Genomic DNA, 11884 nt, shown 5'->3' with positions numbered 1-11884 from the left:
ACACCTGGGCCGGTGACTCACCGGTGTGCGTGGGCGGTGGGACCAGGCTCACCGCTGAGTCCACCCGGCATGGGGACGGCGAAAGCCGGGACCGAACGACGGCGCCACCCCAGCAGGGGTGACGCCGTTCGGCAGTTCGGTGGGGCGGGTCGCGTCAGAGCGCGGCGACCTGCTTGGCGAGCGCCGACTTGCGGTTCGCTGCCTGGTTGAGGTGGATGACGCCCTTCGAGGCGGCCTTGTCCAGCTGCTTGGAGGCGCTCGCCAGGGCGGCGACCGCAGTCTCCTTGTCGCCGGCGGCGACGGCCTCGCGGACGTGCCGCACCTGGGTCTTCAGCTCCGACTTGACGGCCTTGTTGCGCAGGCGCGCCTTCTCGTTGGTGCGGATCCGCTTGATCTGGGACTTGATGTTTGCCACTGGTGACTCAAACTCTTTCGGTGGTTCGCTCGCGCGATCGGACTTCGACGAAGAGGGTGTCGGCGCTGCGACGCGGAGACGGACACGAGGGCTGGGATCCTCTGGCTTCCGCGATGGCGCTGGAGTGGGCCGCCGAACAACAGCAACCCAACGGAGCACTCTACCAGGCTTCGCCTGCGTGCGGCCTGGTCAGCGGCGTGATCCTGCATGCTCCGCTCGCAGGGCTGTCAGGGCCTGGGCGACGGCGTCGTATCGGCTCTTGTCGAGTCCGGCACCTTCGCGCCGGATCGCGTTGGCAGGCAGGTACAGCACGCGGTCCAGGCGCACCTCCGACTCGCGGGCCTGGCTGTCCCACGCGCCGCTGCCGATGTCGTACCAGAACCGACCCCAGCGGGCCTCGTCAGCGCGGTCGCGGTCGTGGTTCTTCGACGTGGTCTGGAGCCCCAGGTAGCCGGAGCGGTGCCGGGCGATGATGAGCACCGGGCGGTCCTTGCCGCGGCCGTCGTTCTCGTCGTAGGGCACCCACGCCCAGACGATCTCGCCGGGGTCGGCGTCGTCGTCCGGCTCGGGCTCGTACTGGAGCGGCGGCAGGTCGCCCTCATACGGGACCGTGGTCTGCGCGGAGTCGGTCTCGGCCGTGGCGGGTCGGGGTCGCGGGCCGTTCGTGGCACGACCTCGCCGCTCGGAGGTCCGCACGGCGTCGCGCACCAGGCTGGAGGCGAGGTTGACGATCCGGTTGAGCACGCTCATGGCGCCTGAGGCTACCGGTCAGCGGTGCAGCAGCAGGGCGTCTCCCTGACCGCCGCCTCCGCACAGCGCGACAGCGGCGCGGCCGGCGTCGCGGCGGGCGAGCTCGTAGGCGGCGTGCAGCACCAGGCGCGCCCCCGAGGAGCCGATCGGGTGCCCGAGCGCGATCGCGCCGCCGTGGATGTTGACACGCTCGGGATCGAGCCCGAGCTCGCGCGTGGAGGCCACCGACACCGCCGCGAACGCCTCGTTGATCTCCACGAGGTCGAGGTCGCCCACAGCCCAGCCCGCGCGCTCGAGCGCGGCTGAGATCGCCCGCGCCGGCTGGCTGTGCAGGTGGTTGTCCGGACCCGCGACCTGGCCGGCTGCGTCGAGCGTCGCCATCGCCGCCAGCCCGTGTTGCTCGGCGTACGCGCGACTCGTGAGCACCAGCGCCGCAGCGCCGTCGCTGAGCTGGGAGGCGTTGCCGGCCGTGATGGTGCCGTCGGGGGAGAACGCGGGGCGGAGCGTCGCGAGCCCCTCGGCGCTGGTGTCGGCGCGCACGCCTTCGTCGGCGTCGACGATCGCATCCCCCTTGCGCGACCTGATCGTCACCGGCGCGATCTCCGCCGCGATCACCCCGCGCGCCGCAGTGGCCCGTTGGTGGGAGGCGAGCGCGACGGCGTCCTGCTCGTCGCGGGTCAACCCGCGATCGGCGTTCCCGCGCTCGGTGAGCGCACCCATCGGGCCGCCGTCGACAGCGTCGGTGAGGCCGTCGTGGGCCAGGTGGTCGAGTGCGGTGCGGTCGCCGTACAGCCAGCCGGTGCGCACACCGGGCAGCAGGTGCGGCGCGTGCGTCATCGACTCCATCCCGCCCGCGACCACCACCTCCGCGTCACCCGCGCGGATCATGCGGGCGGCGTCGATCACCGCGGTCAGCCCGGACAGGCACACCTTGTTGACCGCGCTCGCGTGCACCCGCGGATCCAGTCCGGCGCCGAGCGCCGCCTGCCGCGCCGGGTTCTGACCCGCACCGGCCTGCAGCACCTGGCCCAGCAGCACGGCGTCCACGGCGCCCGGTGCCACACCGGCACGCTCCACCGCCGCCCGAATGGCGTGCGAACCCAGTTGCACCGCGGTCATGCTCGCCAGAGCGCCGGCCAGCTTCGCGTACGGGGTCCGTGCACCGCCGACGATCACGACGTCGGAGGGCGAGGTCTGCTGCTGCGTCTCGGAGGTCATCCGGGCGGCTCCTTTGCGGCGTGGGGTGCTCACAGTCTCGCACTGTGGGACGGGTGAGGCACACTGGGTCACGAAGGTCCGTGACGAGGCGGGTACCGGAAGGGCGGCGATGAGCAGCGAGGCGATCGGGATCGACAAGGTCGTGCCTGACGCGGCCACGGCGGTGGCCGACATCCGGGACGGGGCGAGCATCGCCGTCGGCGGCTTCGGCCTGTGCGGCAATCCGATGGAGCTGATTCGTGCGCTGCTGGCGCAGGGCACGAGCGGGCTGTCGGTGGTGAGCAACAACTGCGGCGTGGACGACTGGGGACTCGGGCTGCTGCTGAACGAGGGGCGCCTGGCGAAGATGACCTCCTCGTACGTGGGGGAGAACAAGGAGTTCGAGCGCCAGTTCCTGTCCGGTGAGCTCGAGGTCGAGCTGACGCCGCAGGGCACGCTCGCGGAGAAGCTTCGGGCCGGCGGCTCCGGCATCGCGGCGTTCTTCACCCAGACCGGCGTGGGCACCCAGGTCGCCGAGGGCGGGCTGCCGCGCCGGTACGACGGCGATGGTGGGGTTGCGCTCGCGTCTCCCGCCAAGGAGGTGCGCACGTTCGGCGGCACGGAGTACGTGCTCGAGGAGGCGATCACGTGTGACGTCGCGCTCGTGCACGCCGCCCGCGGGGACCGGGCGGGCAACCTGACCTTCCACGCCTCGGCGCGCAACTTCAACCCGCTGGCCGCGATGGCAGGGCGGGTGTGCGTGGCCGAGGTGGAGGAGCTGGTCGAGACCGGCCAGATCCCTCCCGACGAGGTCCACCTCCCCGGCGTGTTCGTGACCCGGGTGCTCGAGGTGGGCACCGCGGTCGAGAAGCGCATCGAGCGCCGCACGGTTCAAGGAGGCTGACCGATGGCACTGACGAGGCAGGAGATGGCCGCACGCGCGGCGCGGGAGCTGACCGACGGGTCCTACGTCAACCTCGGCATCGGGCTGCCCACCCTGATCCCGAACTACGTGCCCGACGGCGTCACGGTGGTGCTGCAGTCGGAGAACGGGATCCTGGGCGTGGGTCCGTACCCGGACGAGGCCGGCGTGGATCCCGACCTCATCAACGCCGGCAAGGAGACCGTGACCACGCTGCCCGGGGCGGCGTTCTTCGACAGTGCCCTGAGCTTTGCCATGATCCGCGGCGGCAAGATCGACGCCGCGATCCTGGGTGGCATGCAGGTCTCCGCCGCGGGCGACCTGGCTAACTGGATGATCCCCGGGAAGATGGTCAAGGGTCCCGGAGGCGCGATGGATCTCGTGCACGGCGCCCGGCGGGTGATCGTGCTGATGGAGCACGTGGCACGCGACGGCAGCCCCAAGATCGTGCACGCGTGCTCGTTGCCGCTGACCGGCCGCGGCGTGGTGGACCGGATCATCACCGACCTCGCCGTGATCGACGTCGAGCCGGAGGGGTTGGTGCTGCGTGAGTGCGCCGCCGGCGTGAGTGTCGAGGAGGTCGAGGCGGCGACCGAGCCGCCGCTGCAGATCGGCCTCGCGTCGTCACATCTCTGACACGTACGGGCGGTAGGTTTCCCGACATGGCAGATCTCTTCGACGGCTACCCGAGCGGGGCTGCCTGGGACGAGATGATGGGCGACGGCGGTGCTCACGCCGTGCGCGGGCCCTACCAGCACGTGCATCGCACCATGGGCGCGCTCGATGCCGACGAGCTCGGCCTCCGCGCGGACGCACTCGCCCGCAGCTATCTCGATCAGGGCATCACCTTCGACATCGGTGGAGAGGAGCGCCCGTTCCCGCTCGACTCGGTGCCACGGGTGCTCGACGGTGAGGAATGGGAGCACCTCGCGCCCGGGATCGCGCAGCGGGTCCGCGCGCTCGAGGCGTTGCTCGCCGACGTGTACGGCCCGCAGCGGGTCATCTCCGACGGCGTGCTGCCGCGCGGCCTGATCCTGTCCTCGGCGCACTTCCACCGCGCTGCTGTGGGCGTGGAGCCTGCGAACGGCGTGCGGGTGCACGTGGGCGGCATCGACGTGATCCGTGACGCGGCGGATCAGTGGCGGGTGCTCGAGGACAACGTGCGGGTGCCCAGCGGGGTCTCGTACGTGCTCTCGAACCGGCGCGCGATGGCGCAGTCGTTCCCCGAGCTGTTCTCGCGTATGCGGATCCGCCCGGTCGCCGACTACCCGCGCCGGTTGCTCGCGGCGCTGACGGCGGCGGCCCCTCCCGGCGTCGATGATCCGGTGGTCGTGGTGCTCACGCCCGGCGCGTACAACAGCGCGTACTTCGAGCACTCGCTGCTGGCTCGCCTGATGGGCGTCGAGCTGGTCGAGGGCCGCGACCTGGTGTGTGCCGGAGACCGCGTGTACATGCGCACGACCGAAGGGCGCCGGCGCGTGGACGTGATCTACCGCCGCGTGGACGACGAGTTCCTCGACCCGGTGGCCTTCCGGCCCGACTCGCTGCTCGGTTGCCCGGGCTTGCTCAACGCCGCCCGCGCCGGCACCGTGACGATCGCGAACATGGTCGGTAACGGGGTGGCCGACGACAAGCTTGTCTACACCTACGTTCCCGATCTGATCCGCTACTACCTCGGCGAAGAGCCGATCCTGAAGAACGTCGACACCTGGCGGCTCGAGGAGCCGGACGCGCTCGCCGAGGTGCTCGACCGGCTGGACGAGCTCGTGGTCAAGCCGGTGGACGGCTCGGGCGGCAAGGGCATCATCATCGGCCCCGCGGCCGATCGCGCCGAGCTCGACGCGGCGCGTGCCCGCCTGCCGAAGGACCCGCGCGGCTGGATCGCGCAGCCGGTCGTGCAGCTGTCCACGGTGCCCACGCTCGCGGGCGAGTCGCTGCGCCCACGGCACGTGGACCTGCGTCCCTTCGCGGTCAACGACGGCGAGAACGTGTGGGTGCTGCCCGGCGGGCTCACCCGGGTGGCGCTCGCCGAGGGCCAGCTGGTGGTCAACTCCTCGCAGGGTGGCGGGTCCAAGGACACGTGGGTGCTCGGAAGCGGGCGGCAACGCACACCGGTGCGCTCCGAGGCTCCGGTCGAAGTGGCCCCCGTGCAAGGCATCCCGCTCGATGCGAATCCGCAGGACAGCGGGCACCAGCAGCAGGCACAGCAACAGCAGCAGGCACGCGCGGGCGAGGTGATCTGATGCTCTCCCGGATCGCCGAGTCCCTGTTCTGGATCGGGCGCTACATCGAGCGCGCCGATGACACCGCGCGCATCCTCGACGCCCACCTGCAGCTGCTGCTGGAGGACCCGTGGGTCGAGGAGGACCTCGCCTGCCGGTCGCTGCTGGCGGTCATGGGCGCCACCGGGCCGTCCGAGGACGTGCAGGTCACGCGACAGGACGTGCTCGACACCCTCGCTTTCAACCGGGTCTCGCCCGGTGCGATCGCCGGGTCGCTCACGGCCGCCCGCGAGAACGCTCGCCGCGCCCGTGAGGTGCTCTCCTCCCAGCTCTGGGAGGCGCTCAACACGACCTGGAACGCGCTGCCCACCCGCACCTCCCGCTCCACTCCGCCCCACTTCTTCGGATGGGTGCGGGAGCGTGCGGCACTCGTCGGCGGCATCGTCGACGCCACTACCGCGCGGGACTCGACCCACCAGTTCCTCGTGCTCGGACGCTCGATCGAACGTGCCGACATGACCGCGCGACTGATCGCCACCCGCGCGCTCGCGGGCAGCGCCGCGCCCGGCTGGACCACGCTGCTGCGTTCGTGCGGTGCGCATGAGGCGTACCTGCGCACCAACCGCGGCCGGGAGGCTGACCGGCTGGCTGCCGAGTTCCTGCTGCTCGATCCCTCGTTCCCACGGTCGGTGCTGTACTCCTTGAACCGGGCGGAGGCCTGCCTCGGCGAGCTCGAGCCTGGTGTGCGCCGCAAGGGCGACGACGACCCCCGCACCGTGCTCGGTCGGATCCGTTCCGGCCTCGAGTACCGGCCGATGCTCAAGCTGCTCGGCAACCTGCCGCAGGAGATGGAGGACGTGCAGCGTGCCTGCTCGGAGGCCTCCGACGCGATCAAGCTGCGGTACTTCCCCTCCGGAGTGTCCGACGACTGGATCGGAGATCCGTGGTGAAAGCCGTGAGCGCAGCGAGCCGTTTGCACATCGTGCACCGGACCACCTTCACGTACGCGCGCAGCGTCACCGCCTCCTACAACGAGGCCCGGATGCGGCCCGCGGAGCTGCCGCATCAGCACCTGATCTCCTCGCGGATCACGGCCACGCCCTCGACCCATCACTCCTCGTACGTGGACTACTGGGGGACCACCGTGACCCCGTTCGAGGTCCTCACGGCGCACGAGGCGCTGGTGGTGCTCGCCGAGTCGCGGGTGGACGTGACGACGCCGCCGCCGGTCGAGGAGGTCGGCTGGGACGTGCTGCGCTCAGCCGAGGTGGCCGACCGGATGTGCGAGTACCTCGCGGCCACGTCGGTGACCGAACCTGCGGGGGACCTCGTGGAACTGGCGACGGACGCGATCGGTGACCGGTCGCCGTCGGACGCCGCGCGGACGATCCTCGGCGCGATGCGCGAGGAGATGGAGTACGTGCCGGGGGTGACCGGCGTGCACACCAAGGCGATGGAGTCCTGGGACGCCCGCTCGGGCGTGTGCCAGGACATCGCGCACCTGGGCGTCGGTGCGTTGCGGGCGGTCGGCATCCCCACCCGGTACGTCTCCGGGTACCTGCACCCGCTGACCTCGCAGGCCGAGCCAGGGGTCCCGGTCACCGGAGAGTCGCACGCCTGGGTGGAGTACTGGGTGGGGGACTGGGTGGGGTTCGACCCCACCAACCGCACCGAGGTGGGCGACCACCACGTGATCGTGGCGCGGGGACGCGAGTACGGCGACGTGACGCCGCTGCGCGGCGTCTACGCCGGCGGCGGCAAGTCCTCGCAGCAGGTCGAAGTGCGCATCACGCGAGAAGCGTGAAACACGGCCGACGACGGCGACATCACCTGGGTATGAAGACTCGCCTGGGATTGTCGATCGCGATGGGCACGATGCTGCTCGCCGGCTGCGCCGGCGCGCCGAGCACGCCCGCTGACCAGAACACGGCGGACGGCACGTATGCAGCCTTCACCACGATCCTGCAGGCGAGCGAGGATGCCGCGCCCGAGCTGTGCCTCGGTGGTGTGATGGAGTCCTACCCACCGCAGTGTGGTGGACCGGAGGTGATCGGCCTGGACTGGGAGGACGTGGCCGACGTGGAGACCGCGAGCGGCGTGACCTGGGGGACCGGCTGGGTCGTGGGTAGCTACGACTCCGAGGCCGGCGCCTTCACGCTGACCGAGCCGGTGAGCCAGACGCCACCGGGCGGAGTCGAGGTGCGCGACGAGCTCGGCGTCGTCGACTTCGCACCGTTGTGCGACGACCCGTACCGCGGGGGCGATGAGTCCTTCGACGCGAGCACCACTGAGGCGATGGAGGCGCAGAACGAGCTCACCGAGCGTGCCGCCGCGCTCGAGGGGTACATCACGCTCTACGTCTCCGACGGGTCCTCGGAGTTCAACGTGCTCGTGCAGGGCGACGCCGAGGCCGCGCACACCCAGTTGCGCGAGGTGTGGCCGGGCTGGTTGTGCGTGGCGACCGGGGAGGGAGCAGCCGAGGCCGATGTCCTGGCCGCGCAGGAGGCGGTGCACGCCGAGCTGGGCGAGGTGGTGCTCGGCTCCGGCGGTGGCGGCACCGACGGCGTCTTCGAGGTCACCGTGATCATCGCGGACGAGGCCACCACGCAAGCGGTGCTGGACGCCGTCGAGCCCTGGTTGAGTCCGGATCAGGTCCGGGTCAGCGGGATCCTGCAGCCGGTCAGCTGACGAGGTCCGCGTACTCCGGGTGCCGCTTCACGTACGCCACCACGAACGGGCACACGGGCACGATCGACCTGCCCGCCGCGCGCTCGGCGTCCAGGGCACCGCTGATCAGCGTCGAGCCGACGCCCTGACCCTCGTTCTCCGGGTGCACGACCGTGTGGGTGAACGTCGTGACGCCCTCGGTACGCGTGTAGCCGGCGAACCCCAGCATCTCCCCGTCCCGCTCGGCCACGTACCGGTTGTCCTTCTCCTCGTCCCGCACGGCGATGTCGTTCATGACATCGACCGTAGTGCGTCGGCGCCCCGCTACAGCCAGCCACGCTCCTGCGCGATGCGAGCGGCCTCGTACCGAGTCGTGGTGCCCGTCTTGCTGATCCCCGAGGACAGGTAGTTGCGCACCGTGCCCTGTGACAGATGCAGCCGCGCGGCGATGTCGGCCACCGTGGTGCCGGTGAGCGCCAGGCGCAGCACGTCGCGCTCGCGCTCGGTCAGCTGGTTGTCGCCCTCCACGAGGGACGAGGTGGCGAGCGCGGGATCGAGCACACGCAGCCCGCTGTGCACTCGCCTCACCGCGTCGGCGAGCTGCCGGGCGGGCGTGTCCTTGACCACGAATCCGGTTGCGCCGGCCGCCAGGGCGCGCCTGAGGTAGCCGGGGCGTCCGAACGTGGTGACGATGAGCACACGGCAGTCCGGCAGCCGCGTCCGCACGGCAGATGTCGCCTCGATGCCATCCATGCCCGGCATCTCGATGTCGAGCACGCACACGTCAGGGGAGTGCTCCATGGCGGCGGCCACCACCTCGTCACCCCGCCCCACCTCGGCGACGACCTCGATGTCCGGCTCCAGGTCGAGCAGGCTCGCGAGCGCGCCGCGCACCATCGCCTGGTAGTCGGCCAGCAGCACCCGGATCGTCTCGCTCATAGCGTCACCCTCACCTCGTGCCCGCGCCCACCTGGTCCCGGTCCGTGTGTGACCGTGCCGCCCGAGGCGCTGACGCGCTCGCGCAGCCCGCGCAGACCGTTCCCTTCGGCGCCCGAGGCACCCACGCCGTCGTCGGTCACCACGAGTCGTCCCGGGCCCAGCTCCACGACGCACCGTGACGCGCCGCTGTGGCGGATCACGTTGGTGGTCGCTTCGCGCAGCGCCCAGGCGAGCACGATCCGATGGGTGATCTCGACGCTCTCGGCGTCCGCGGGCACGTCCGCCTCGATCCCCGCGGCGGTGAGGGACACGCGAGCGGCCTCGAGCTCGTCCTCGATCCGGGTCGCACGCAGTCCTGACACCGTGGATCTGATCTCCGCCAGCGCCTCACGGGCGAGCGTCTGCACCTGATCCAGCTCCTCGGCAGCTCGCGCACCGTCCACCTCGATCAGCCTGCTGGCCAGCTCGGCCTTGACCGAGATCGCGGTCAGCGAGTGGCCGAGCACGTCGTGCACGTCGCGGGCCACTCGCTCCCGCTCGCCGACCACGGCCATCACCTCGCTCAGCTCCGCCTGCCGAGCGCTGAAGGCGTCCAGGACCCGCATCAACGCTGTGAATCCGAGCACGAGCAGGACCGGCAGCAGGTAGAACCGCGAGTCCGGCCGGCCGAAGGCCACGATCGCCACGATCGCGACCGCTGCGAAGCCGCTCGCCGCCCAGAGCCCGCGCGGCCACCGGAACCCCCACATGGCGTAGGAGATGAGGAAGGGCATCATGCCGAGCGCATCGATGCCGATGAACGCAGCGGTGCCCGCAGCGAGCAGGGTCAGGACGGCCAGCACCCGCCAGCCGTTCGGTACGCCGTCCTCGGAGCGGGTCACGCCGACGAAGCCCCATCCGTACAGCACCGCGAACGCGGCGATGAGCGTCAGACCCATCACCCGGGGCAGCGGGGCGCTCTGGAGGTCGAGCAGGTTGAGGATCGGGAACAGCAGGAACACCAGCCAGACGCCGCCGACGAGCCACCCCCAGCGGTGCCAGGGGTGGCTGGTCAGGGCTTCCGCTGCGTCGGTCACTGGCGCCCTCGACCCCTGCGCACGAGCAGGGTCGCGAGTGTCGACAGGATCAGCAGCCACACCGCGACATTAACGACCGGGATCCACAGCGCCTCGTGAACGGCATCGCTGCCGTCGGCGGAGATCAGCCATCCGTCGGTCACGGGGTACCGGGCGAGCGCGACGATGCCGTACAGGGGTGTGAACTTCGCGACCGTGAGCATCGCGCCGCTCAGCGGGAAGAACAGGTTTCCGAGGAACGCCAGGATCACCAGGGACCCGCTCGCGGCACTGACGGCACCCTCGGTCTTGAATGCGAGGCCGAACACGAGTCCGTACAGCGAGAACAGCGCGGCACCGAGCAGCACGATCGCCGCCGTCACGGCCCACAGGTATCCGGTTCCCTGGGCTCCGGTGAGCACGCCCAGCACGTAGATCAGCGCCACCGGGATCATGGCGACCGACAGCCCGAGCAGGGTCTTGACCAGCACGTACTGGGAGTCCCGCATCGGCGTGAGCCCGAGCTGGCGGCCCCAGCCCTGCATCCGTTCGACGGCGGCCATGCCCCCGATGCTCGTGGTCGCTGTCACCGCGCCGTACACGGCCATCGAGATCATCAGGTAGAACGCGACGTTGCCCTTGCCGGTGGGCAGCATCTCCTGCGAGTAGTCCTGCGAGGCGCCGAAGATCACGTACAGGAACGCGGGCAGCACGGCCGTGAAGAACAGGCCGAGGAAGTCCCGGACGACCCGGCGGACCTCCATCACGTAGTAGGTCGTGTTCATCGCTGGTCATCTCCAGAGGTCAGGGCGAGGAAGGCGTCGTCGAGCGACCCGGTGGTGATCTCGAGGTTCGTGCCACCGAGCTCGCTGAGCAGCAGCAGGGCGACGGCGTCGCTGTCGCCCGCATGAACGCTCACCCGGTCTCCGGTCGTGTGCACCTCGCTCACCTGGGGGAGCGAGCGCAGCCTCTCGACGGCGGGATCTCGGCCTTCCGGGGTGAGCGTCGCCGTGATCGTGCGTCCCGTCGCGCGAGCGCGGATGTCCTTGGTGGCGCCGTCGGCAACGACCTCGCCCCGGGCGACCATGACGATCCGCTCGGCGAACGTGTCCGCCTCCTCGAGGTAGTGGGTCGCGAACACCACCGTGCGGCCCTCGGAGACCTCGGCCCGCATGGTGGCCCAGAACTCGTGTCGTGCGCCGACGTCCATGCCGGCGGTCGGTTCGTCGAGGATCAGCAGGTCGGGGTTCGGCAGCAGCGCGAGCGCGAACCGCAGCCGCTGCTGCTCGCCACCGGAGCACTTGCTCACCCTGCGCTTGGCGAGCGCGCTGATCCCGGCGCGTTCGATCACGTGGTCGACCGGTTGTGCCTTGCGGTAGGCCGAGGCGACCACCTGCACCGTCTCGCGCACTGACAGGTCGTGCAGCAGCCCTCCGCTCTGCAGCACGGCCGAGACCCTGCCGTCGAGCACGGCGGCGCGGGCGCCCTTGCCGTAGACGCTGATGGAGCCCGATGTCGGCTCGGTCAGCCCGAGCGCCATGTCGAGCGTGGTGGTCTTGCCGGCCCCGTTCGGACCGAGGAACGCGACGATCTCGCCGCGGCCGATCGTCAGATCGATGCCGCGGACGGCCTCGACTGGCGTTCCGCCGACCGGCCGAAATGTCTTGGTGACCCCGGCGAGTTCGAGTGCTGGCGTTGCTGTGGTGGACATGACCAC

Annotated in this window: 14 protein-coding genes; 6 read left to right on the top strand and 8 right to left on the bottom strand. The window is 70.9% G+C overall.

Annotated features, from left to right (window positions below):
• Positions 1-154: 154 nt before the first annotated feature.
• The 3 genes from rpsT to ACOJSN_RS04050 all read right to left on the bottom strand — a co-directional run bounded on the left by rpsT (position 155) and on the right by ACOJSN_RS04050 (position 2383).
• Complete coding sequence (gene rpsT / locus ACOJSN_RS04060; protein ID WP_420111232.1) at positions 155-415, bottom strand: 30S ribosomal protein S20; 261 nt, start codon at positions 413-415, stop codon at positions 155-157.
• Positions 416-604: 189 nt separating this feature from the next.
• Positions 605-1165: a type II toxin-antitoxin system PemK/MazF family toxin gene (locus ACOJSN_RS04055; protein ID WP_420111231.1), complete on the bottom strand. Its 561-nt coding sequence runs from the start codon at positions 1163-1165 to the stop codon at positions 605-607.
• A gap of 18 nt (positions 1166-1183) precedes the next feature.
• The gene (locus ACOJSN_RS04050) at positions 1184-2383 is read right to left on the bottom strand and encodes an acetyl-CoA C-acetyltransferase (RefSeq protein ID WP_420111230.1); all 1200 of its coding nucleotides are present in this window, start codon (positions 2381-2383) and stop codon (positions 1184-1186) included.
• Between the two features lie 109 nt (positions 2384-2492).
• On the opposite strand from ACOJSN_RS04050, the gene ACOJSN_RS04045 reads away from it, so the two are divergent.
• Genes ACOJSN_RS04045 through ACOJSN_RS04020 form a run of 6 tightly spaced genes read left to right on the top strand, consistent with a single transcriptional unit; the run spans position 2493 to position 8194 of the window.
• The gene (locus ACOJSN_RS04045) at positions 2493-3266 is read left to right on the top strand and encodes a CoA transferase subunit A (RefSeq protein ID WP_420111229.1); all 774 of its coding nucleotides are present in this window, start codon (positions 2493-2495) and stop codon (positions 3264-3266) included.
• Between the two features lie 3 nt (positions 3267-3269).
• Entirely contained in the window at positions 3270-3920 is a 651-nt protein-coding gene (locus tag ACOJSN_RS04040; RefSeq protein WP_420111228.1) for a CoA transferase subunit B, read from the top strand.
• Between the two features lie 26 nt (positions 3921-3946).
• Entirely contained in the window at positions 3947-5527 is a 1581-nt protein-coding gene (locus tag ACOJSN_RS04035; RefSeq protein WP_420111227.1) for a circularly permuted type 2 ATP-grasp protein, read from the top strand.
• Positions 5527-6456 (top strand): alpha-E domain-containing protein, encoded by a 930-nt coding sequence (locus ACOJSN_RS04030; protein WP_420111226.1) that lies wholly within the window; start codon positions 5527-5529, stop codon positions 6454-6456. The genes ACOJSN_RS04035 and ACOJSN_RS04030 overlap by 1 nt, the downstream gene beginning before the upstream one ends.
• 5 nt (positions 6457-6461) lie before the next feature.
• Positions 6462-7310, top strand: a complete 849-nt coding sequence (locus ACOJSN_RS04025) for a transglutaminase family protein (RefSeq protein WP_420111225.1) — start codon at positions 6462-6464, stop codon at positions 7308-7310.
• Between the two features lie 32 nt (positions 7311-7342).
• Positions 7343-8194, top strand: coding sequence for a hypothetical protein (locus tag ACOJSN_RS04020; protein WP_420111224.1), 852 nt, complete (start codon positions 7343-7345; stop codon positions 8192-8194).
• On the opposite strand, the gene ACOJSN_RS04015 is transcribed toward ACOJSN_RS04020, so the two are convergent.
• The 5 genes from ACOJSN_RS04015 to ACOJSN_RS03995 are packed head-to-tail and all read right to left on the bottom strand — an operon-like array spanning position 8187 to position 11878.
• Entirely contained in the window at positions 8187-8468 is a 282-nt protein-coding gene (locus ACOJSN_RS04015; RefSeq protein WP_420111223.1) for a GNAT family N-acetyltransferase, read from the bottom strand. The two genes, ACOJSN_RS04020 and ACOJSN_RS04015, sit on opposite strands and share 8 nt — an antisense overlap.
• 29 nt (positions 8469-8497) lie before the next feature.
• Positions 8498-9112 (bottom strand): response regulator transcription factor, encoded by a 615-nt coding sequence (locus ACOJSN_RS04010; protein ID WP_420111222.1) that lies wholly within the window; start codon positions 9110-9112, stop codon positions 8498-8500.
• A complete protein-coding gene (locus ACOJSN_RS04005) occupies positions 9109-10188 on the bottom strand; it encodes a sensor histidine kinase (protein WP_420111221.1) in 1080 nt (359 codons plus the stop codon). Before ACOJSN_RS04005 ends, ACOJSN_RS04010 begins: the two co-directional genes overlap by 4 nt.
• Positions 10185-10952 (bottom strand): ABC transporter permease, encoded by a 768-nt coding sequence (locus ACOJSN_RS04000; protein ID WP_420111220.1) that lies wholly within the window; start codon positions 10950-10952, stop codon positions 10185-10187. The genes ACOJSN_RS04005 and ACOJSN_RS04000 overlap by 4 nt, the downstream gene beginning before the upstream one ends.
• The gene (locus ACOJSN_RS03995) at positions 10949-11878 is read right to left on the bottom strand and encodes an ATP-binding cassette domain-containing protein (RefSeq protein WP_420111219.1); all 930 of its coding nucleotides are present in this window, start codon (positions 11876-11878) and stop codon (positions 10949-10951) included. Before ACOJSN_RS03995 ends, ACOJSN_RS04000 begins: the two co-directional genes overlap by 4 nt.
• Positions 11879-11884: the final 6 nt, after the last annotated feature.

This window comes from Pseudactinotalea sp. (assembly GCF_048594945.1).
Lineage (GTDB): Bacteria > Actinomycetota > Actinomycetes > Actinomycetales > Beutenbergiaceae > Pseudactinotalea.
This window is presented reverse-complemented; position numbering and strand designations above follow the sequence as displayed.